The 23,756-nt window shown below is 72.4% G+C and carries 12 protein-coding genes; 9 read left to right on the plus strand and 3 right to left on the minus strand.

The annotated features are described in order from the left end of the window. Positions 1–105: 105 nt before the first annotated feature. Together AB0M54_RS18830 and AB0M54_RS18835 are read left to right on the plus strand one after the other, a co-directional pair. Entirely contained in the window at positions 106–792 is a 687-nt protein-coding gene (locus tag AB0M54_RS18830; protein ID WP_364324871.1) for an LmbU family transcriptional regulator, read from the plus strand. Then, on the plus strand, positions 789–1,532 hold the full coding sequence (locus tag AB0M54_RS18835; protein WP_364324874.1) for an alpha/beta fold hydrolase: 744 nt from the start codon (positions 789–791) through the stop codon (positions 1,530–1,532). Before AB0M54_RS18830 ends, AB0M54_RS18835 begins: the two co-directional genes overlap by 4 nt. A gap of 63 nt (positions 1,533–1,595) precedes the next feature. On the opposite strand, the gene AB0M54_RS18840 is transcribed toward AB0M54_RS18835, so the two are convergent. From AB0M54_RS18840 to AB0M54_RS18850, 3 genes are read right to left on the minus strand one after another with little or no spacing between them, the layout of a single operon-like run. Then, positions 1,596–2,570, minus strand: a complete 975-nt coding sequence (locus tag AB0M54_RS18840; protein WP_364472684.1) for an ornithine cyclodeaminase family protein — start codon at positions 2,568–2,570, stop codon at positions 1,596–1,598. After that, positions 2,571–3,746 (minus strand): FAD-dependent oxidoreductase, encoded by a 1,176-nt coding sequence (locus AB0M54_RS18845; RefSeq protein ID WP_364324880.1) that lies wholly within the window; start codon positions 3,744–3,746, stop codon positions 2,571–2,573. Between the two features lie 9 nt (positions 3,747–3,755). Then, positions 3,756–4,997 carry a DegT/DnrJ/EryC1/StrS family aminotransferase gene (locus AB0M54_RS18850; protein ID WP_364472686.1) on the minus strand — a complete coding sequence of 414 codons (1,242 nt, stop codon included), beginning with the start codon at positions 4,995–4,997 and terminating at the stop codon, positions 3,756–3,758. A gap of 410 nt (positions 4,998–5,407) precedes the next feature. Here AB0M54_RS18850 and AB0M54_RS18855 point away from each other — a divergent pair, with 410 nt between their 5' ends. The 7 genes from AB0M54_RS18855 to AB0M54_RS18885 form a co-directional block, all read left to right on the plus strand. Continuing rightward, complete coding sequence (locus AB0M54_RS18855; protein ID WP_364472688.1) at positions 5,408–6,898, plus strand: amino acid adenylation domain-containing protein; 1,491 nt, start codon at positions 5,408–5,410, stop codon at positions 6,896–6,898. Then, on the plus strand, positions 6,895–7,149 hold the full coding sequence (locus AB0M54_RS18860; RefSeq protein ID WP_364472690.1) for an acyl carrier protein: 255 nt from the start codon (positions 6,895–6,897) through the stop codon (positions 7,147–7,149). Before AB0M54_RS18855 ends, AB0M54_RS18860 begins: the two co-directional genes overlap by 4 nt. Further along, complete coding sequence (locus AB0M54_RS18865; protein ID WP_364472692.1) at positions 7,146–8,291, plus strand: acyl-CoA dehydrogenase; 1,146 nt, start codon at positions 7,146–7,148, stop codon at positions 8,289–8,291. The genes AB0M54_RS18860 and AB0M54_RS18865 overlap by 4 nt, the downstream gene beginning before the upstream one ends. A 45-nt stretch (positions 8,292–8,336) precedes the next feature. After that, positions 8,337–9,506, plus strand: coding sequence for an acyl-CoA dehydrogenase family protein (locus AB0M54_RS18870; protein WP_364472694.1), 1,170 nt, complete (start codon positions 8,337–8,339; stop codon positions 9,504–9,506). A 26-nt stretch (positions 9,507–9,532) separates the two neighbouring features. Beyond that, a complete protein-coding gene (locus tag AB0M54_RS18875; protein WP_364324897.1) occupies positions 9,533–9,742 on the plus strand; it encodes an MbtH family protein in 210 nt (69 codons plus the stop codon). A gap of 20 nt (positions 9,743–9,762) precedes the next feature. Beyond that, positions 9,763–21,309 carry an amino acid adenylation domain-containing protein gene (locus tag AB0M54_RS18880; RefSeq protein ID WP_364472696.1) on the plus strand — a complete coding sequence of 3,849 codons (11,547 nt, stop codon included), beginning with the start codon at positions 9,763–9,765 and terminating at the stop codon, positions 21,307–21,309. 3 nt (positions 21,310–21,312) lie between these two features. Beyond that, positions 21,313–23,756 (plus strand): amino acid adenylation domain-containing protein (locus tag AB0M54_RS18885; RefSeq protein WP_364472698.1); only part of this gene is annotated, 2,444 nt, incomplete at its 3' end.

Raw genomic sequence — 23,756 nt, forward strand, 5'->3', positions numbered from 1 at the left:
CGGTCCGGCCGTGTGAACGGGCAATCGATGAGAGGCAGTGCGGGCGTAACCAGAGTCGTCGCATGCCTGCCTCGCGCATCCAGTAACGATCCATGGAGGTTGAGCGTGCCTATCAAGGCGACGAGCGTCAGAACGGCGGCACCGCCGTCGACCCGGTCCTCACCCGGCCGCGACGCGATGCGGGCGGTGTCCGCGCCGGCGCCGGACCCGAGCACCGTGCTGATCACCAGGGTCGGGCTGCGCCTGCCACCCGACCTGACCTACGAGGGCTGGGAGCGGGCCGGGCAGCGGCTGGCCGACGTCTACGACTCCTCGGCCTGGTGCCTCGGTGACTGGATCGTCTACGGCGAGAGCCAGTACGCCGACCGCTACCGGCGCGCGGTCGACGCGGCGGGCCTCGAATACCAGACGATCCGCAACTACGCCTGGGTGGCCCGCCGGTTCGACCTCGGACGCCGGCGCTCGGCCCTGAGTTTCCAGCACCACGCCGAGGTCGCCCGGTTCTCCGACACGGAACAGGACGTCTGGCTCGCGCAGGCCGAGGAGCGCCGATGGTCGCGCAACGAGCTGCGCCGCCAGATCAAGCTCGCCCGCACCGGCGGTGTGCCGATCCCGCCCAAGGTGCCGCTGCCCCGCATCGAGGCGGAACAGGCGCGGCTGGCCCGCTGGCAGGCGGCCGCTGAGCGGGTGCACGGCAGCCTGCAGAGCTGGATCATCGAGAGCCTGGACGCGGCGGCCGCGATGACCCTGGGGGAGGGCTCCGACGACGAGGAAGGCTCGCGCGTCCCGTGACCGACCGCCGGTGGGTCCGCGACTTCCATCCCGCGCCGCAGGCTCGGGTCCGCCTGATCTGCCTGCCCCACGCGGGCGGCTCGGCCAGCACCTTCCTGCCGCTCTCGGCCGATCTGGCACCGGCCGTGGACGTGCTCGCGATCCAATATCCGGGCCGCCAGGACCGCCTGCGCGAGCCCTGCCTGGAGGACATCCCGCAGCTGGCCCGGCGGGTGTTCGAGGCCCTGCGCCCGGTGGCCGGCGTGACGCCGACCGCGCTGTTCGGGCACAGCATGGGCGCGACCGTGGCCTTCGAGCTCGCCCGGCTCATGGAGGCCGCGGGAACGGCGCCGGTCCGGCTGTTCGCCTCGGCCCGGCTGGCGCCGTCGCGCAACCGCCGGGAGCCGGTCGACTCGCTCAGCGATCAGGAACTGCTGGCCCAGTTGCGCCTGCTCGGCGGCACCGATCAGGGCTTCCTGCTGGACGACGACCTGATGAGCCTCGCGCTGCCGGCGATCCGGTCGGACTACCGTGCCGTCGACCGCTACGTCTGCACCGCCGCCGAGCCGCTCCGGTGCCCGGTCAGCGTGCTGGTCGGGGACGGGGACGCGAAGGTGACGCCGATGGAGGCGACGGCCTGGCGGGAGCACACGCGAGGCGAGTTCGACCTGAGCACCTTTCCCGGCGGCCACTTCTACCTCGCCGAGCAGCGGGCCGGAGTGGCCAAGCTGGTTCAGGAGCGGCTCGGCGTGCTGGTCTGACCCGTCGCCACAACGCCGAACGGCCGGCGCCCCGGGGACGGAAGGCCGGCCGTTCGCGCGCGGTCAGGGGAACCTGACCTCGTGCCCGACCCCCTGCTCGACGGCCCGGCGGTAGATGGCGTCGCAGGCCACCACGTCCTCGATCGGCAGGCCGAGGGACACGAAGGTGGTGACCTCGCCGCCCTCCCGGCCCGGTCGCGTGCCGGCCAGGATCTCACCGATCTCGGTGCTCGCGTCCTCCTCGGTGATCACCCCTTCGGCCAGCGGGATCATCAGGTCGCCGGCCTCGCGCAGCGCCGACCCGCGGCTGTCCACCACGATCCGGGACCGGGCGACCAGCGCCGACGGCAGCTCGCGCCAGGTCGGGCCGAACGCCCCGATCGCGTTGACGTGCACGTCGCCGCCGGCCACGTCCTCGTCGGCGATCACCGGCTCGCTGGCCGAGGTGACCGTGCAGATCACCTGCGCGCCCTGTGCCGCCGCCCGGGCCGACCCGACCACCTCGACGTCGATGTCGCGGTCCTGGGCCCACTTCGCCAGGGCGGCCGAGCGGTCCGGCGAGCGGCTGTAGAGCTTGACCGACTCCCACGGCCGGACCTTGGCCAGGCCGACGAGGTGGCCACGGGCCTGCACCCCGGCCCCGATCAGGCCCAGCGTGCGGGCGCCGGCCGGGGCGAGCCGGTCGGTGGCCAGGGCGGTGACCGCGGCGGTGCGGATCTCGGTCACCGCGGTACCGTCGATCACCGCCAGCGGCTCGCCGTGCACCGCGTCCAGCAGGATCACCAGCCCCTGCACGCCGGGCAGGCCCCGCTCGCCGGCCCGCGGGAACATGCTCAGCAGCTTGAGCCCGAGCACGTCGCCGCTGGCGGCCGGCATGACCAGCACCCGACCGTCGTGGCCCGGCGGCTCCAGGGTGACTCTCGGGTGCTGGTACGCCGTACCCGCGCTGAAGTCGATCAGCGCGGCGGCCATGTCGGGCACCGCGTCGGCGATGGGGTACAGATCGCGTACGGCGTCTCCGTCGATGATGCGTAGCACTCAGCCCTCTGCTTTCCTGGTCGGCGGACCACCGGCGAACGCCATGCGGTCCAGGTCGAATGCGGTGGATCCGTCGAGGGCGAGCTCGGCACAGGCCCGCCCGAACAGTGGCACGTATTTGAAGCCCCAGCCCGCGCTGTGCACCACGATCCGCTCGGCGCCGGGGACGGGCCCGAGGTAGAACTGCCGGCCCGGGTCGTGCGGCAGGGCGATCAGGCAGGTGCGCGGCTCGACCGGCTCGGGGACCAGGACGGGCAGGTGCTCGGCGATCCACCCGGTGACCCGTTCCAGGTGCCGTGGGTCCGGCACCCGGCCCGCGTCGTACGGCCCCGGCAGCGTCCGGTCCTCGAAGTCCGGCCCGGCGCGCACCAGGTCGTCGGCCGCCCACGGGTTGCGGCCGAAACCGTAGAACAGGTTGGTGTCCTCCTCGGTCGCCCGCTCGAACGCGAACCAGGTGGGCAGTTCGGTCGCCGGGTCGCGGAGCCGGAAGGAGCAGCTGGTCATCTCCAGGAGCTCGACGTCGAGGGTGATGCCCAGGGGCGCGAGCAGCGGACCGGCGAACGCTCCGGCGGCGACCACGACCCGCTCGGCCCGGTAGGCGGCGTCGGTCGTGCGGACGGTCACGCCCGTCCGGTCCGGTGACAGCCCGATGACGCGGCGTCGCGTGACGACCTCCGCCCCGGCGATCAGCGCCTGCTCGTGGAGGGCCCAGCGGGTTCCGCCGACGTCGATCATCCCGCCGTCGGGCTGGTAGAAGCCCTCGTACGCCGCGGGCAGCCCGGCGAAGCCGTACCGTTTCTCGATCTCCCGGGCGGTGAGCCACTCGTAGTCGACGCCCACCCGCTCCAGGATCGCGGCGGCGCCGGCGATCTGGCCCTCGTTGGTGGCCTGGTCGATGTCGCCGAACCACAGGCTCCCGGTCGCGTGGATCAGCCGGCGTCCGGCCGCCCGCTCCAACTCGCGCCAGTACGGGAGGGCTTCCAGCGTGAGCCGGGTCAGATCCTCCTGCGCGTACTGCAACCGCCACTGGCGTTCCGCGCCGCCGGAGCTACCCCGGCCGGTGCTCGGGTCGTACTGCTCGAGGACCAGGACCGAACGGCCCCGACGGGCCGCGTGCCACGCCGTCGCCAGGCCCACCGGGCCGGCGCCGACGACGATCAGGTCGTACGTTTTCACGGGTACTCCTCACCGGACGAGTTTGCGAAGGCTGCGGTCCAGCGCGTCGCCGAGCATCTCCACCTGCGAGTCGGAGAGGCCGGGCTGGCAACTGAGGTTCATGTGCTCGCCGAACCACAGCCGCTCGGCGACCGGGCACTCGCCGGCGCCGTGGCCGCGGGCCCGCCATTCCGGAAGCAGGTGCAGCGGGAAGTAGCGCAGGTAGGTCTGCACCCCGGCCGCGCCGAGCTCGCGGATCAGCGCGTCGCGGTCGATGGCGGCCGGATCGACGAAGAACGTGAACAGGTGGTACGCGTGGGTGCTGCCGGGCGTCACCTGCTGGGGCCGGACCTCGGGGAACCGGCCGAGCACCTCGCCGAGCCGCCCCGCGATCGCCTGCCGCCGGGCCAGGAGGTCGGGCAGCCGGTCCATCTGCACCAGGCCGAAGGCGGCGGCGGGCTCGCCCAGCGTGGCGTTGGTGCCGGCCCGGCGGATCCGGACGTAGTCGTGGGTGTAGGCGTGGCCGGGGTAGAGCGCGCCCGCCACCGGCGCTTCGGAGAGACCGAAGGAGTGCCGGGCGGGCCGCAGGACGGCGTCCGCCTCGTTGCTGCGCAGGCGTTCCAGCCGCTCGGCCCAGTCATCCCGGTCGAACGTGACCATCCCGCCCTCGCCGAGCGTGGTGATGTTCTTGCTGGAGTGGAAGCTGAAGCAGCCGATGTCGGCCAGCGAACCGGCCCGTCGCCCGTCCAGGGTGGAGCCCAGCGCGTGGGCGGCGTCCTCCAGCACCAGCAGGCCGTGGCGCCGGGCCAGGTCCATGATGGAGGTCATCCCGGCCACGGCCCCGCCGTAGTGCACCAGCAGCACGGCCCGGGTGCGTTCGTTGATCAGCTCGGCCACCCGGTCCGGGTCGATGTTGGCATCGTCCGGCCGCACGTCGGCGAACCGGACCGTGACCTGGTAGTCGAGCAGGGGTTGGATGGTCGCCTGATAGGTCTGTGGAGTGGCGATCACCTCGTCGCCCGGCCGCAGATCGAGCAGGTGGATGGCCAGGTGCAGGGCGACCGTGCCGCTGGTGACCGAGAACGCGTGCCGCGTCCCGGTGTAGCGCCGGAAGGCCTCCTCGAAGCGCGGCCGCCAGACCCCCTGCGAGAGGGTGGCGCCGGATGTCAGCACCTCTCGGACGGCGGCCAGTTCGCGGTCGTCGAAAATGCCGCCGATCGGCAGATAGGGCACGGCGTAGAGGTGCGGCGCGGCGGGAACCTTCACACCCATGGGATCATGCTTCCCCCGAGTCGGAGCGTGGACGGTTGCGCGGCGTCGCCCTTCGCACATTGACGTACGAGGGATTTCACGCGCTATTTCATGGCGACATTTCCGTGGCGAACCGGCTGACCGGTATCGCACCAGGAATTAACCGTCGACCGACGGCGCCGGAACCTCAGGCTTGCCGCCGCTCAGCAAAAGGTCAATAGAGCCGCCCCGGAGGCTGACCGGGACGGGCATTGTGACGCCGGACCCGCGAAATGCGCATGTGATCTGCGTCACTTTGCTGAGCGGAGGCGTCCGGGCTAATTTTGCCATGGTCAACTCATCGCCTCACGTGAATGTCACGGGCGGTCGGCCAATTCCTTTGAACTGCTTTTCGCCGTCGTATTCGCACGTCCGTGAACGGGGGCAATACTGTGCCGGCAGGTGACCGTCTCGACCACATTCTGACCACCGCCGGCCGCGAGCACGCCAGCCGTCCCGCCGTCGTGGACGGCGGCCGGACGACCACCTACGCGCAGCTGGCCGAGGCGGTCGACGGCACGGCGCGGCGGCTGGCCGCCCTGGGCATCCGGGCCGGCACCCGGGTCGGCCTGATGATGTCCCACGGCGCCGACGCCACCATCGCCCTGTTCGCCCTGCTGCGGCTCGGCGCGGTCGCGGCCCCGCTGCAGCCCGGCGACCCGCCGGCTCGCCTGACCCGGATGGTGACCGGCGGACGGCTGAGCCACGTGCTGACCCGGTCCGGGGCCCGGCTCGCCCTCGCCGCCGACGCGCCGCCGGCCACCCGGGTCGGCGACCAGCTCGACTGCCACGCCCTCGGCGAGCCCGGCCCGGCCGGGGAGGGTGGCATCGTCCTGTTCACCTCGGGCAGCACCGGGGTGCCCAAGGGTGTGCTGCTCAACGACGGCAACGTGCTGCACTTCGTCCGCTGGGTGGCGGCCGAGTTCCGGCTCGGCCCGCACGACCGGGTCGGCGCCCAGTCGCCGCTGACCTTCGACCTGAGCACCTTCGACATCTTCGCCACCGCGCTGGCCGGCGCCTGCGCCGTGCAGCTGCCCGAACATCTGCGCGGATTCCCGCGCGACGTCGTGGCCTGGCTCGCCGAGCAGCGGATCACGGTCTTCTACGCCGTTCCCACGCTCTATCACCTGCTGCTGAACCGCGGGGGCCTGGCCGAGCGGCCACCGGCCGACCTGCGGATCGCCGCGTTCGCCGGCGAGCCGTTCGCACCGGACCTGCTCGCGCACTATCTGCGGCTGCTGCCCGGCGCCGCCTTCTACAACCTCTACGGCCCGACCGAGACCAACGTCTGCACCTGGGAACGCATCCCACCACAATGGACCACGGACGAGCCGATCACGATCGGCCGGCCGCTGCCCGGCATGGCGGCGGTTCTGCTCGATGAGGCCGGCGGACCCGCGGACGAGGGCGAGCTCTTCGTCAGCGGACCGTCGGTGCTGCGCGGCTATCTGGAGGACGGCACGCTGCGCGACCCGGCCCGGCCGGTCCTCTTCCCGGACGGCACCCGGCAGCGCGCGTACCCGACCGGGGACCGGGCCCGCCGGCTGCCGGACGGGCGGCTGCTGCTGCTCGGCCGCCGTGACGGCCAGGTGAAGCGGCGCGGCATCCGGATCGAGCTGGCCGACGTCGAGGCCGCCCTGCGCGCGGTGCCCGGCGTCGACGAGGGCGTCGTGGTGCAGAAGACCGGGCCGCACGCGGGGCAGCTGTGGGCGTACGTCCGCGGGGCCGAGGCCCAGGTCGTGCTGACCGGGCTGGCCGGGGTGCTGCCGCGCCGGATGCTGCCGGACCGCGTCGTGCCCCTCGATCGCTTCCCGACCACCCCGCACGGCAAGACCGACCGCCGTGCGCTCGCCGCCGCCACCTTTCCCGGGGGAGAACCGTGATTTCCGTGAACGACATGTGCGTCCTGATCGCCGGCCGTCTGCCGGCGCAACCCGGCGTGCTGATCGAGCCGGACACCCCGCTGCTCGAGGCCGGCCTGCTCGATTCGCTCGCGGTGATGGCCGTGGTCGCCGCGATCACCGAGGAGACCGGCGTGGAGATCCCCGAGTCCCAGATCGTCGCCACCCATTTCCGGTCGCCGCGACACCTCTGGGAGCTCGTCGCCGTGCGGCTCGACCCGGCCCCGCGATGACCGGCCCCGCGATGCCCGCCCCGGCGATGGCCGGCGCCGCGATGACCGGCGTGCCGGAGGTCGTCGAGAAGTTCCGCGCCGCCGGGAGCGAGCTGGCCAAGGACGGCGAGTCCGACCTGGCCGTGGCCTGGCCCCGCATCGCCCGGCTGGGGATCTTCGAACTGGGCCGGTCGTCCGAGGCGGTGGCCGCGATCGAGGGCCTCGGGCTCGGCGGGTTGCCGGCCGGGTGGGTGTACGCCGTCGCCTCGCAGCTGTTCGGCATCCTGACCCCGCTGCGCCGGTTGCTCGGCGACCACCAGCGGCACCTGCTCGACGGCGTGGAGAGCGGTGAGGTGCTGCTCTGTCACGCGTCCACCGAGGAGGGCGGCGGCAGCGACCCGCTCGGCATCACCACCCGGGCCGACCGGCGCGCGGACGGCCGCTACCTGCTCAACGGCCGCAAATCCTTCATCACCGCCGCGCCCCTCGCCGGGCAGGCCCTGGTCTTCGCCCGGACGGTCCCCGGGCGCAGCCCGTTCGCGCTGTCCGCCTTCCTGGTCCCGCTCGCCGGCGCCGGCGTGACCCGGAGCGCCCCGCTGGCCAAGTCGGCGCTGCGCGAGGTGCCGATGGGCGTGCTGGACTTCACCGACGTGGAGCTGAGCCCCGACCGGCTGGTCGCGGCCGAGGGCGCCGGGCTGTCGGTGCTGGCCACCACGACGGCCTGGGAGCGGGCGCTGCTTCTGTCGTACGCCCTCGGCACCATGCGGCGGCTGCTCGACCGGACTGTCGACTGGGCGCGGACCCGCGAGCAGTTCGGCCGCCGCCTCGGCGCGAGTCAGCTGGCCGCCGCCCGGATCGCCGACATGGCCCTGCGCGTGCACCGCTCCCGGGAGCTGGTCTACGGACTCGCCGCCCGGCTCGACGCCGGTGTCCCGATGCGTTCGCTGACCGCCGAGGCCGCCATGGTCAAGGTGTCGGTGACCGAGGACCACGCCGCCCTGACCCAGTCCGCCGCCGGGCTCGCCGGGGTGCGGGCCTACCTCGAGGACTCCGAGTTGTTCGCCGACCCCGCCACCGCCCTGGCCGGCCTCACCTACGCCGGTCCGAACGACCTGCTGCGGCTCACCGTCGCGCGGGAACTCGGCCTGCCGGTCGGGAACTGAACGACCGGACCGGAACCGACCGACCGAACAGGAACGGGGACGGAGATGCCCGACACCAGCCTCGACGACACCCTCAAACGCACCGAGGAACTCACCACCCGGCTGACCGGCCTGGTCGACGCGGTCGACGACGGCCGCGCCGACTGCCGGGACAGCTACCGGCTGGCCCGCGAGGCCGGCCTGCTGGGCCTGGTCGTGCCGTCCGCGATCGGCGGCGATGGCCTCGGCTTCCACGACTACACCCGGGTGCTGGAGTTGCTGGCCACCGCCGACGCGCCCACCGCCCTGGGCCTGAACATGCACAGCGTCGCGATCGGCGCGCTGTGCGAGTCGGCCGGCACCCCCGCCTCCCGGGCCGGCGCCGCCTTCCGCGAATGGGTGTTCGACGAGGTCGTCAACCACCAGCGGATGTTCGCCTCGGCCACCTCCGAGCGAGGTTCCGGCGCCAAGCTGCGCGGCCTCCGGACCACCTACCGCGCCACCGACCACGGGTTCGTCCTGGAGGGACACAAGTCGTTCGTCTCGCTGGCCGGGGTCGCCGACTACTTCGTGGTGGCGGCCCGGCAGGCCGACGGTGACGCCGACCACGAGATATCGCACTTCGTGGTGAGCGGCGCCGACCCCGGCGTCCGGTTCGGCGAGATCTGGCCCGGTACGGCCATGCACGGCACCAGCACCGCCGACATGACCCTGGACGCCGTCGAGGTCGGCCGCGACCGGCTGTTCATGGGCATCGAGGGCATGTCGCTGTTCAAGCTGGTCCGCGAGCCGCACTGGATGGTCGCCGGCTACACCGGGGTCTATCTCGGCCTGGCCCGTTCGCTGTTCGACCAGATCGTCGCGGCCGCCGCGGGCCGGGCCGACGACACGGACCTGCGCCGCCGGGTCGGGCGCGCGGCCGCGTCGCTGCGGGCTGCCCGTGCCCTGGTGTACGAGGCGTGCGCCGTGGTCGACGAGGCCCGGGGCACGGTCGAGGCGAACGCCGGGGTGCACGCCGCCAAGTACGTGGTCGGCGAGCTGCTCAGCGACCTGGCGACGACCGCGAGCCGGGTCTGCGGCGCGGCCGGGCTGCGCCGGGGCGGCACCGTCGAGCGGCTGCTGCGCGAGTCCTGGTTCTGCGCCGTGATGCCGGCCAAGCCGGTGGACTGCCTGGACTACCTCGGCAAGACCCATCTCGGGGTCAACATGCACGACGCCCGCTCCGCCGACTGGTAGCGGGCCCTCACCGAAGGAGAAACCGGATGCCCAACCCGTTCGAGGACCCGGACGGCACCTTCGTGGTGCTGATCAACGACGAAGGCCAGTACTCGCTCTGGCCGACCTTCATGGACGTGCCGACCGGCTGGACCGTGACGTTCCCCGAGAACAACCGCGACGCCTGCCTCGAGCACATCAACGAGAACTGGACCGATATGCGGCCCAAGAGCCTGATCGAGGCCATGGGGGCTTGATCGAGGAATCGGTGGTATCAGTGACGCTCCCTGGCCTTGCCCTGACCGCCGCGCAGCGCGGGGTCTGGTACGCCCAGCGCCTCGACCCGCACAACCCCGTCTACCGGGGCGCTGAGTACGTCGAGATCGCCGGACCGATCGACCCGGCGCTGTTCGAGTCCGCGGTGCGCGCTGCCGTGACCGAGGCGGACGCCCTGCACGTGCGGTTCGCCGACGGCGACGCCGGGCCGGTGCAGCTGCCCGTCCCCGCCGATGACTGGGACTTCCCGGTGATCGGGGTCGGCGGCGCGGCCGACCCGCGGGAAGCGGCCGAGGAGTGGATGCGCGCCGACCTGAACCGGCCGCTCGATCCCGGGCGGGACCCGCTGTTCGGACAGGCCTTGTTCGTGGACGGCGACACGCGCGTCTTCTGGTACCACCGATACCACCAATTGATCAACGACGGCTTCGGCATCACGCTGATCGCCGCCCGGGTGGCCCGGGTCTACACCGCGCTGGCGGCCGGGCAGCCGGTGCCGCCGGCCACCTTCCGGCCGCTGCGGGAGCTGGTCGGCGAGGACCAGCGGTACCGGGACTCGGGCCGGTTCGCCGCCGATCGCGACCACTGGGTGCGAAGCCTCGCCGACCGGCCGGCGGCGACCCGGTTCGCGGGGGTGCCCGCCCGGACGCCGCACGGCCACCTGCGCCGCAGCCTTCACCTGGGGGCCGCGGAGAACGACCGGCTCGGCCGGATCGCCCGCCGGGCCGGCGCCGAGTGGTCGGCTTTCCTCATGATCGGGGCGCTGGCCGTGCACCTGCACCGGCTCGGCGACGGCGACGACGTGCTGCTCGGCCTGCCGCTGAGCGCACGCACCAGCCCGGAGCTGCGCGCGATGCCCGGCCGGGTGGCGAACCTGCTGCCCCTGCGCCTTCCGGTTCGCCCCGGGATGCGCGCGGCGGAGTTCCTGCGCCGGGTCTCCGCCGCTGCTCGGCAGGCCGCGGCCCACCAGCGGTACCGCGGCGAGGACCTGCGCCGCGACCTGGCCCTGCCGCAGGACATCGGCACCTACGTGGGCCCGATCGTGAACCTGATGCCGGCCCGGCTCGACCTGACCTTCGCCGGGCGGCCCGCGACCGCGCACCCGCTGGCCGGGCAGCTGGTCACCGATCTCGCGGTGGCGCTGCATCGCGCGGAAGGCGGCCGGTCGCGGCTGGACTTCGACGCGAGCACCGACCTGTACGACGCGGACAGCCTCGCCGTACACCAGGAGCGTTTCCTCGCCGTGGTGCACCGGCTGGCGGACGTGGTCGAGCGGGACGATCCGCTGGCCGCCGTCGCCCTCACCGACCAGCCCTCGCCGCCGCCCAGCACGCCACCGGCCGGGCGCCGGACCACCCTGACCGAGTTGTTCGAGGCGCAGGCCCTGCGCACCCCGGACCGGGTCGCGGTGACGGACGGATCCACCCGCTACACGTACGCCGAGCTCGACGGCCGCGCCGATCGGCTCGCCGCCCGCCTGCGCACCGCCGGAGCCAGCCCGGAACGGCTCGTCGCGATCCGGATGCCCCGCTCGGCCGGCCTGATCGTGGCGTTGCTGGCGGTGCTGAAGACGGGCGCCGCCTACCTGCCGATCGACCCCGGCGAGCCGCCGGACCGGGCCGCCTTCATCGTCGCCGACGCCGGCGCCTGCCTGGTGCTGACCGGCGACGAAGGGACGGACGGCGAGGAACAGCCCGGAGCAGGGGCGCGGCCGGACGGGGCCGCGTACGTCATCTACACCTCCGGATCGACCGGGCGGCCCAAGGGCGTCGTGGTCACGCACGACAACGTGGTCCGGCTGTTCGCGGGCGCCCGGCACCGTTTCGACCTCAACGCCGACGACGTGTGGACGCTGTTCCATTCGGTGGCGTTCGACTTCTCGGTGTGGGAGATCTGGGGACCGTTGCTGCACGGCGGCCGGCTCGTTGTCGTCGGGTACGAGACCAGCCGATCGCCGCGAGCCTTCCTCGACCTGCTGCGCGCCGAGCGGGTCACCGTGCTCAGCCAGACCCCGTCGGCCTTCTACCAGCTGATCGAGGGGGCGACGGACGGGCTCGCTCTGCGGTACGTGGTCCTCGGTGGTGAACCGCTGGACCGTGGCCGGCTCGCACCGTGGTTCCGGCGGCACCCGGCCGGTCGGCCCCAGCTGATCAACATGTACGGCATCACCGAGACCACCGTCCACGTGACCTGGTCGGCGATCGACCCGGACGCGGCCGGCCGGGACGCCGGACTGATCGGCACGGCCCTGCCCGGCCTGCGCACCCACGTGCTGGATGCCGCGCTCCAGCCGCTGCCGCCGGGCGTCACCGGCGAGCTTTATGTCTCAGGCCCCGGTCTGGCCCGCGGCTACCTCGGCCGGCCCGGGCTGACCGCCGCGCGCTTCGTCGCCGACCCGTACGGGCCACCCGGCGCGCGCATGTACCGCACCGGCGACCGGGCCCGCTGGACCGACACCGGCGAGCTCGAGTTCGCCGGCCGCGCGGACGACCAGGTGAAGATCCGCGGTTTCCGGATCGAGCCCGGCGAGGTCGCCGCACGCCTGCTCACGCACCCGGACGTCGCCGAGGCCGCGGTCGTCGCCTACGAGCACGCTCCCGGCGACACGCGTCTGGCCGGGTATCTGGTGGCGGCCGGCGGCGCCGCGGAGATCCGGGGATGGCTCGCCGAGCGGCTCCCGGCCCACCTCGTGCCGTCGGCGCTGGTCAAGGTCGACCGGTTGCCGCTGACCCGCAACGGCAAGCTCGACCGGGCCGCGTTGCCCAAGCCCGAGACCCCGAGCGAGGGTACGGGGGAGGCGGCTCGCACCCCGCGCGAGCAGATCCTGTGCGGGCTCTTCGCCGACGTGCTGGGCGTGCCCGACGTCGGTCGTACGGCGAACTTCTTCGATCTCGGCGGTCACTCCCTGTCGGCCACCACGCTGATCGGGCGCATCCGGACCTTCCTGGACGCCGAGGTGCCGATCGCGACGCTGTTCGCCGCGCCTACGGTCGCCGCGCTCGACCGGCACCTGGACGAGGAACGGGCGCGGCGCCCCGCCCTCACACCGCGCGGCCGTCCCGATCCGCTGCCGCTCTCGTTCGCCCAGCGCCGGCTCTGGTTCCTGCACCGTCTCGACGGTCCGAGCGCCACCTACAACATCCCGCTCGCTCTGCGCCTGACCGGTCGCGTCGACGTGGACGCCCTGCGCGCGGCGGTGCGCGACGTGGCCGGGCGGCACGAGAGCCTGCGGACCGTGCTGCCGGACGCGGACGGCGTGCCCGGTCAGCGGATCCTCGACGCCGTACCGGATCTGACCGTCGAGGACGTAGCCGCCGCCGAGCTGGCGGAGCGGCTGCGGGCGTACGCCGGGCGGGTCTTCGACCTCGCCACCGAGCCACCGCTGCGCGCACGGTTGTTCCGGACCGCCCCCGGCGAGCAGACGCTGCTGCTGCTCCTCCACCACGTGGCCGGGGACGGCTGGTCGGTGGGACCGCTGACCCGCGACCTGCTGACCGCGTACCGGGCCCGGGCCGCCGGCGAACCGCCGGACCGGCCGCCGCTGCCGGTGCAGTACGCCGACTACACCCTCTGGCAACGGGACCTGCTCGGGGCCGAGGACGACCCGGACAGCCTGATCAGCGAGCAGATCGCCTTCTGGAAAGCGGCGCTGAGCGGCCTGCCCGAGCGCCTCGACCTGCCCGCCGACCGCCCCCGACCGGCGACGGCGCGGCACCGCGGCGCCCTGCACACCTCGGCCTGGAGCGGCGACCGGCAGCGGTGCCTGGCCGGCACGGCCCGTGCGTACGGCGTCAGTCTGTTCATGGTTCTGCAGGCCGGGTTGGCGGTGTTGTTGCATCGTCTGGGCGCGGGGCCGGACATTCCGATCGGGTCGCCGATCGCGGGTCGTACCGACGAGGCGCTCGATGATCTGGTCGGGTTCTTCGTGAATACGCTGGTGCTGCGGACCGACGTTTCCGGGGATCCGTCGTTCCGGGAGTTGCTGGGCCGGGTGCGGGAGACCGATCTGGCCGCGTACGCCCATCAGGACGTGCCCTTCGAGCACCTGGTCGAGGTGCTGAACCCGGCCCGGTCGACCGCCCACCAGCCGCTGTTCCAGGTCATGCTCGCCCTGCAGAACACCCCGCGCACCCCGGTCGAGCTGCCGGGCGTCGCGGTCCGGAGCTCGCTCGTCGACGCGGGAGTGGCCCGGTTCGACCTGACCTTCAGCGTCGCCGAGAACCCGGGGACGGACGGGCTCACGGTCACCGTGAACTACGACAGTGACCTGTACGACGAGACGACCGTGGCCACCTGGACCGACCGGCTCGGTCTGCTGCTCGATCAGGCCGCCGCCGATCCGGGCCGGCGGGTGTCGGCGCTGGGCCTGCTGCGGCCGGGCGAGCCGGAGACGCTGCTCGCTCTCGGCAACGGCGGGCGCCCGTACGCCGCCCCAGCCGTCTTCCTCGACCGGTTCGCCGCCCAGGTCGCCCGCACGCCGGACGCGCTCGCGGTGACCGCCGGCGACACCGGCATCACGTACGCCGATCTGGACGCCCGGTCGAACCGGCGGGCCCGGCTGCTCATCGACCTCGGCGTCGGGCCGGAGACCGTCGTCGCGGTCGCGTTGCCGCGGGACGCCGAGCTGATCGCGGCGCTGCTGGCCGTGCTCAAGGCGGGCGGCGCCTACCTGCCGGTCGACCTCGACTATCCGGCCGACCGGCTGGCCTTCCTGGTCGAGGATGCTCGGCCCGCCCTGGTGCTGACCACCCGCTCGGTGAGCGGCCGGTGGGAGAACGCGTTGTTCCTCGACGACCCCGGCACGGTGACGGCGACCGCGGCCCAGCATCCCGGCGCGATCCGGGACCACGAGCGCCGCGGTCCACTGACGCCGGCGCACGCCGCCTACATCATCTACACCTCGGGCTCGACCGGCCGGCCCAAGGGTGTGGTGGTCTCCCATCGCGGGGTCACCGACCTGCTCGACTGGGCGGTCGAGCGGGTCGGCGCGGACCTGCTCCGGCACGTCCTGGCCGCCACCTCGCTCACCTTCGACGTCTCCGTGTTCGAGATGTTCGCCCCGCTGACCTGCGGCGGCCGGATCGAGCTGGTCGAGGACCTGCTCGCGCTGGCCGAGCGTCCGTGGTCCGGCACCCTGATCAGCGCCGTCCCGTCCGCCCTGGCCAGCCTGATCCACGACGGCGACCTGCGGGTCGGCACCGAGGGCGTGGTGGTCGCGGGGGAGGCGCTCACCGCTCGCATGGTCGACGACATCCGCGGGACCTGGCCAGGCGCGCGCATCGCCAACATCTACGGCCCGACCGAGGCGACGGTCTACGCCACCGCGTGGTTCGCCGGGCCGGAGACGGCGCCGCTGCCCCCGATCGGCGCCCCGGTCACGCACGCCCGCGCGTACGTGCTGGACGACCACCTGCGACCGGTCCCGCTGGGCGTGCCGGGCGAGCTGTACCTCGGCGGTACGGGCGTGGCGCGCGGCTACCTGAACCGGCCGGGGTTGAGTGCGGGGCGGTTCGTGGCGGACCCGTTCGACGGGGCCGGCGCGCGGATGTACCGGACCGGCGACATCGTGCGCTGGGGCCGGGACGGGCAGCTGGAGTTCGCGGGCCGGTCGGATGATCAGGTGAAGATCCGTGGGTTCCGGATCGAGCCGGGGGAGATCGAGTCGGTGCTGGCGGGTCATCCGCTGGTGGAGCACACAGCGGTGGTCGTGCGTGAGGACCGTCCCGGTGATCGACGGCTGGTCGCCTACGTGGTGCCGGATGAGGCGGTGGTATCCGGTGGCGGCGGCGAGCAGGTGGACGAATGGCAGCAGATCTACGACCGGTTGTACGGGCGTGACGAGGCTGATTTCGCCGGGTGGAACAGCAGTTTCACGGGTGAGCCGATCGACCTGGGCGAGATGCGGCAGTGGCGTGACGATGCGGTGGCCGCTGTGGTGGAGTTCGGTGGCGCGAGGGTGCTGGAGATCGGTGTTGGTTCCGGTCTTCTGATGTCGAGGCTGGTGGACAAGGCCGACGAGTACTGGGCGACCGACCTGTCGCCGGTGGTCATCGAGCGGTTGCGCGCCAAGGTCGGCGATCGCGTCCGGCTTCGCGCGCAGCCGGCCGACGACGTGACCGGTCTGCCGTCAGGTCACTTCGACACGGTCGTGCTGAATTCGGTGGTGCAGTACTTCCCCGACGCGGCCTATCTGAGCCGGGTGCTCCGGCAGGCCCTGACGTTGCTCGCTCCGGGTGGCCGGATTTTCGTCGGTGACGTGCGGAATCTTCGGTTGCTGCGGCATTTCCATGAGGGTGTGTTGTCGCGGCGGTTGTCGGGTGACAGGTTGCGGCGGGCGGTGGATCAGGCCGTGGCGGTGGAGAAGGAGCTGCTGCTCGATCCCGATTTCTTCGCCGGGTTGGCCGCCGGTGTGGAGATCAGGTTGAAGCCGGGTGGTTACGTCAACGAGTTGTCGGCGTATCGGTATGACGTGGTCCTGCACCGCGATGCGGTCCCGGAGTGCGGGGATCTGCCGGTGGTGGACTGGTATCCGGGTTTGGTCTGGCCGGAACGAACCCGGGTTCGAGGTATTCGTAACGCCCGGTTGCATGGTGACGGTGTGGATCCGTTCGAGCTGGCCGGTCGTGCGGTGCTGACCTGGACCGGTGATGACGATTCAGGTGCCTTCGATGCGCTGTTCGGGGGCGCGGCGGTCGGCGCCTACCAGCCCGGACGGCGCCGGCGTCCGCTGGCCGGCAACCCGCTCCGGGTCCGCGCCGGCGGCCAGGTCATCACCGCGCTGCGCTCGTACCTGCGCGAGCGACTGCCCGACTACATGGTTCCGGCCGCGATCGTGCCGCTCGAACGGCTTCCGCTCAACCTCAGCGGCAAACTCGACCGGGCGGCCCTGCCCCAGCCCGACCTGACCGCGATGTCCTCCGGCCGCGCCGCCCGGGACCCGCGCGAACAGATCCTGGCCGACCTCTTCGCCGAGCTGCTCGGGCTCTCCGTGGTCGGGGTGGATGACGATTTCTTCGCGTTGGGCGGGCATTCGTTGCTGGCGACGCGTCTGGCCAGCCGGGTGCGGGCGACGCTGGGTGTGGAGATGCCGATCCGGATGTTGTTCGAGGCGCCGACGGTGGAGCGTCTCGCGGAGCAGCTGGGCCGGGCGCGGGATGCTCGTCCGGCGTTGACCCGGGGGCCGCGTCCCGAGGTGGTGCCGTTGTCGTTCGCGCAGCGCCGGCTCTGGTTCCTGCATCGGATGGAAGGACCCAGCGCCACCTACAACATGCCGGCGATCGTGCGGATCACCGGCGAGCCGGACGTGCCGGCCCTGCGCGCGGCCGTGCGGGACGTGGCCGCCCGGCACGAGAGCCTTCGCACCGTCTTCCTCGACCACGACGGCGTGCCCTATCAGCGCGTTGTCGACGATATCCCGGACCTGGCGATCGTCGGCTCCGATGTGGACCTGCGGGAGCTGGCCGGGCACCGGTTCGACCTGACCGCCGAGCCGCCGTTGCGGGCGACGCTGGTGCGTGCCGCCGAGAACGAATACGTGCTGATGCTGCTGCTGCACCACATCGCGGGGGACGGCTGGTCGTTGCGCCCGCTGACCGCCGACCTGGCCACGGCCTACCGCGCCCGGGTGTCGGGGGCGGCGCCCAGGTGGGTGCCGTTGCCGGTGCAGTACGCCGACTACACGCTGTGGCAGCGGGATCTGCTGGGCGACCGGTCCGATGCCGAAAGCCTGCTCACCACCCAGGTGAAGTACTGGACGGACAAGCTCTCCGGTGTCCCCGAGCAGATCCGGCTGCCCTTCGACCGGCCGCGTCCGGCGATCGCGTCGTACCGGGGCGCCACGGTCGGGTTCGAGATCGATGCGCGGTTGCACGCCCGGTTGGTGCAGGTGGCGCGGGCGAACGGCGCGTCGCTGTTCATGGTGCTGCAGGCCGGGCTGGCGGCGCTGCTGCACCGTCTCGGCGCCGGCCCGGACCTGCCGATCGGGTCGCCGATCGCCGGTCGCACCGACGAGGCGATGGACGACCTGGTCGGGCTGTTCATCAACACGCTGGTGCTCCGCACGGACGTTTCCGGGGACCCGTCGTTCCGGCAGTTGCTGGGCCGGGTGCGGGAGACCGATCTGGCCGCGTACGCCCATCAGGACGTGCCCTTCGAGCACCTGGTCGAGGTGCTGAACCCGGCCCGGTCCACCGCGCACCAGCCGCTGTTCCAGGTGATGCTGAGCGTCGAGAACAGCGGGCCGGCCGAGGTCGACCTGCCGGGCATGCGATGCGAGTTCGGCTCGATCCACATGGGCACGTCCCGGATGGACCTCTCGATCTTCGTCGGCGAGCGCCGGGGTGGCGGGCTGAAGGCGACGGCCGAGTACGCGACGGACCTGTTCGACGCGGACACGGTCGAGGCGTTGACGGCCCGTTACGTGATGCTGCTCGAGGCGTTGGTGACCGATCCCGACCAGCGGATCGGCGCGGCCGAGATCCTCCTGCCGCGGGAACGGGACCGGCTCGCCGGATGGGAGCGCCCGGAACGGGCCGACGTGCCCCCGGCGACGTTGCCGGAGCTCGTCGGGCGCTGGTCGGACGGCATCGCGGTGTCGGACCCCGGCCGGAGCCTGACCTATCGGCGGCTCGACGAGGCCGCCAACGCCGTGGCGTGGTCGTTGGTGGAGTCCGGGGTGCGGCCGGGTGACGTGGTGGCGTTGATGTTGCCGCGTTCGGTCGACCTCATCGTGGCGCTGCTGGGTGTGGTGAAGGCCGGTGCGGCGTATTTGCCGGTGGATCCGGAGCTTCCGGCCGAGCGGGTGGCGTTGATGACCGCGGGTGCGGCGCTGACGGTCACGGAGCCGTTCCCGGGTGCGGGCCGGGCGGACGCACCCCTGGCGAAGATCGACCCGCGCGGCGGCGCCTACGTGATCTACACGTCGGGGTCGACGGGTGTGCCGAAGGGTGTGGTGGTTCCGCATCAGGGGCTGGCGGCGTTGGCGGCGGCGAACGCGCGGCGCCTGGTCGTGGACTCGTCGTCGCGGGTGTTGCAGCTTTCCTCGCCGAGTTTCGACGCGATGATGATGGAGCTGATGATGGCCTTTGGTGCGGGGGCCGAGTTGGTGGTGGCACCGGCTGGTCCGGTGGTGGGCGCGGAGCTGGGTTCGTTGCTGGCCACCGGGATCACGCACACGTTGATCCCGCCGTCGGTGCTGGCGACCGTGCCCGCAATGGAACTGCCGCATCTGCGCACTCTGCTGGTCGGTGGGGAGGCCTGTCCGCCGGCGTTGATGAAGCGGTGGGCGGAGGGCAGGTTGATGGTCAATGGGTACGGGTTGACTGAGGCCACGGTGTGTACGACGTTGTCGGACCGGTTGAGTGTCGGTGGTGGTGTGCCGATCGGCCGTCCGATCGTCGGTACGTGGGCCTACGTGCTGGACGAGCGTCTGCGGCGGGTACCCCCGGGCGTCCCCGGCGAGTTGTATGTCGGCGGTGCGAGTGTGGCGTTGGGGTATCTGAACCGTCCGGGGCTGACCGGTGAGCGTTTTGTGGCCGACCCGTTTGGTCCGGCTGGGGCTCGGATGTATCGCACCGGTGATGTGGTGCGGTGGGCGGCGGATGGTCAGGTCGAGTTCGCGGGGCGGGCTGATGATCAGGTGAAGATCCGCGGTCTGCGGGTCGAGCCCGGCGAGGTCGAGGCGGCGCTGACCGAGCACCCGTTGGTCGACCAGGCCGCGGTCATCGCCCGCGACGATCGCCTGGTCGCCTACGTGACCGGGACGGCCGATCCGGCGGACCTCGTCCGGCGCCTGCGGGAACGGCTACCGGCGTACCTCATCCCGGCCGCCGTCGTGCCGCTGGACCGGTTGCCGCTCACCGCGCACGGGAAGCTGGACCGGGGCGCGCTCCCCGTACCGGAGCTGTCCACCGGAGTGACGGCCCGGTCCGCGCGAACCCCGCACGAGCAGATCCTGGCCGAACTGTTCGCCGAGGTGCTCGGGCTGACCACGGTGGGCGTGGACGACGACTTCTTCGCGCTGGGCGGGCACTCCCTGCTGGCGACGCGGCTGGCCGGCCGCGTCCGGGCGACCCTCGGCGTGGAGATGCCGATCCGTACGTTGTTCGAGGCGCCGACCGTGGCCGCGCTCGCCGCCGAGCTGTCCCGGGCCGGCCCGGCCCGTCCGGCGCTGACCGGGCGGTCGCGTCCCGAGGTGGTGCCGCTGTCGTTCGCGCAGCGCCGGCTCTGGTTCCTGCACCGTCTCGAAGGCCCGAGCGCCACCTACAACATCCCGCTGGCCCTCCGGCTCACCGGCGAGCTGGACGTCGGCGCGCTCCGGGCCGCCCTCCGCGACGTGGCCCTGCGGCACGAGAGCCTGCGCACGGTCTTCCCCGAACAGCATGGGATGCCGCACCAGCACATCCTTGACGATCTCCCGGAGCTGACCGTCGCCGGCTCCGGGACGGACCTGGGCGAGCTGGCCCGCTACCGGTTCGACCTGACCGCCGAGCCGCCGCTGCGGGCGACGCTGATCCGGACCGGCGACGCCGAGCACGTTCTGATGCTGCTGCTGCACCACATCGCCGGTGACGGCTGGTCGATGCGGCCGCTGTCGACGGACCTGGTGACCGCGTACACCGCGCGGACCGCGGGGCACGCCCCGGAGTGGACGCCGCTGCCCGTGCAGTACGCCGACTACACCCTCTGGCAGCGGCAACTGCTCGGCGACCCGGACGACACCGGCAGCCTCTTCCACACGCAGACGGACTACTGGTCACGCTCGTTGGACGGCCTGCCGGAGCTGATCGACCTGCCCTTCGACCGGCCCCGCCCGGCGGCGGCCTCGTACCGGGGCGATGCGCTGATCTTCCGCTTCGGCGAGGACCTCTGCGGGCGCCTGAGCGCGCTGGCCGCCGAGTGTCACGTCAGCCTGTTCATGGCGTTGCAGGCCGGGCTGGCCGCACTGCTCACCCGCCTGGGCGCGGGCACGGACATCCCGATCGGCGCGCCGATCGCGGGCCGCACCGACGACGCGTTGACCGACCTGATCGGATTCTTCGTCAACACGCTCGTGCTGCGAACCGACGTCTCCGGCGACCCCACCTTCCGCGAGCTGCTGGGCCGGGTGCGGGAGACCGACCTGGCCGCCTACGCCCACCAGGACGTCCCCTTCGAGCACCTGGTCGAGGTGCTCAACCCGGCGCGCTCGGCCGCGCATCACCCGCTCTTCCAGGTCGCGCTGGCCCTGCAGAACGCGCCCGGGATGACCTTCGACCTGCCGCGCCTGGCCATCGCGCAGCTGCCCGTCTTCGCGGGGGTGGCCCGTTTCGACCTGATGATCAGCGTACGGGCCGACCCGGCGCCCGACGGCCGCGGCCAGGATCTGCTCGGCTTCATCGAGTTCAACACCGACGTCTTCGACCGCGACGGCATCGACGTCGTCGCCGAGCGGTGGCACCTGCTCCTGCGGGCGGTCGCCGACCAGCCCGACCGGCCGATCTCCGACATCGAGCTGCTCAGTGATCACGAACGCCGGCGACTTCTTCTCGACTGGTCCATAGGGGGCTGACACATGACTGATCCGCGCACGCCGCAGGTGACGTTCCTCGAGATGTTCGAGCGGTGGGTCGTGGAGTCCCCGCACGCGCCCGCACTGTCGGACCACGGCCGCTCCCTGACCTACGCCGAGGTGGACCGCTGGGCCGGGCGGGTGGCCGCGGCGCTGGCCGGCCGGGGCGCCGGACCCGGCGACGTGGTCGCGCTGTCCCGGCCGCGCTCGCTGGAGCTGGTCGTGGCCATGCTCGGCGTGCTCAAGACCGGCGCGGCGTACCTGCCGGTGGATCCCGGCTATCCGGCCGAACGCCGCGAGTGGATGATCGCCGACGCGCGTCCGGTCGCCGTGCTGGACGGCCGGGACCTGCCGGTGGCGGACGAACCGCTGCCGGGACGGCGGGCGCCGCTCCTCTCGGCCGCCTACGTGATCTACACGTCCGGGTCGACCGGCCGGCCCAAGGCGGTCGTGGTGCCGCACACCGGGCTCGCCGCCCTGGCCGGCGCCCAGGTCCGCCGGTTCGGCATCGACGCGTCGTCGCGGGTGCTGCAACTCTCGTCACCCAGCTTCGACGCGATGGTGATGGAGCTGACGATGGCCTTCGGCGCGGGTGCCGAGCTGGTGGTCGCGCCGGCCGGCCCGGTGGTCGGTCAGGAGCTGGCCACGTTGCTCGAACAGGCCCGGATCACGCACACGCTGATCCCGCCCTCGGTGCTGGCCACCGTGCCCGAGGTGCCACTGCCGGACCTGCTGACCCTGATCGTGGGCGGCGAGGCCTGCCCACCGGGACTGGTCCGCCGCTGGGCGCCCGGGCGCCACATGGTCAACGCGTACGGCGTCACCGAGGCGACCGCCTGCTCGACCCTCTCGGCCGACTTCGACCCGGCCGGCACCCGCGTGCCGATCGGCCGGCCGGTCATCGAGAGCCGGGTCTACGTGCTCGACGACCGGCTCAGGCTGGCCCTGCCCGGTGTGGCGGGTGAGCTCTACATCGGCGGGGCCGGGGTGGGCCGCGGCTACCTCCGCCGTCCTGGGCTGAGCGCCGAGCGTTTTGTGGCCGACCCGTACGGCGAGCCCGGCGCGCGGATGTACCGCACCGGCGACATCGTGCGCTGGGGCCGGGACGGGCAGCTGGAGTTCGCGGGCCGGTCGGATGATCAGGTGAAGATCCGTGGGTTCCGGATCGAGCCGGGGGAGATCGAGTCGGTGCTGGCGGGTCATCCGCTGGTCGACCGGGCTGTCGTGGTCGCGCGTGAGGATCGGTTGGACGCGTATGTGGTGGTGGGTGAGAGCGCGGTCGTCGGGGGTGATGCCGAGCAGGTCGGTGAGTGGCAGCAGATCTACGACCGGTTGTATGGGCGTGACGAGGCTGATTTCGCCGGGTGGAACAGCAGTTTCACGGGTGAGCCGATCGACCTGGATCAGATGCGGCAGTGGCGTGACGATGCGGTGGCCGCTGTGGTGGAGTTCGGTGGCGGGAAGGTGCTGGAGATCGGTGTCGGTTCCGGTCTTCTGATGTCGAGGCTGGTGGACAAGGCCGACGAGTACTGGGCGACCGACCTGTCCTCGGTGGTCATCGAGCGGTTGCGCGCCCAGGTCGGCGATCGTGTCCAGCTTCGCGCGCAGCCGGCCGACGACGTGACCGGTCTGCCGTCAGGCCACTTCGACACGGTCGTGCTGAACTCGGTGGTGCAGTACTTCCCCGACGCGGCCTATCTGAGCCGGGTGCTCCGGCAGGCCCTGACGTTGCTCGCTCCGGGTGGCCGGATTTTCGTCGGTGATGTGCGGAATCTTCGGTTGCTGCGGCATTTCCATGAGGGTGTGTTGTCGCGGCGGTTGTCGGGTGATCGGTTGCGGCGGGCGGTGGATCAGGCCGTGGCGGTGGAGAAGGAGTTGTTGCTCGATCCTGATTTCTTCGCCGGGTTCGCGGGTGGTGTGGAGATCAGGTTGAAGCCGGGTGGTTACGTCAATGAGTTGTCGGCGTATCGGTATGACGTGGTGCTGCACCGCGATGCGGTCACGGAGTGCGGGGATCTGCCGGTGGTGGACTGGTATCCGGGTTTGGTCTGGCCGGAACGAACCCGGGTTCGAGGCATTCGTAACGCCCGGTTGCACGGTGATGGTGTGGATCCGTTCGAGCTGGCCGGTCGTGCGGTGCTGACCTGGACCGGTGATGACGACAGCGGCGCGTTCGATGCGGTGTTCGGGGGCGTGGCGGTTGGCGCTTATCGGCCGGGACGTCATCGGGGGGCGAACAATCCGTTGCGTACGCGGGCCGGTGGTCAGGTTGTCAGCGTTCTGCGGGCGTATCTTCGGGAGCGGTTGCCCGAGCACATGGTTCCGGCCGCGGTGATGGTTCTGGAGCAGCTTCCGTTGACCGTCAACGGCAAGCTCGACAAGGCGGCGTTGCCCCGGCCCGACCTGTCGGTGAATGTCGGCGGCCGGGACGCGCGTACCCCACAGGA

The organism is Actinoplanes sp. NPDC051470 (genome assembly GCF_040682035.1).
Lineage (GTDB): Bacteria > Actinomycetota > Actinomycetes > Mycobacteriales > Micromonosporaceae > Actinoplanes.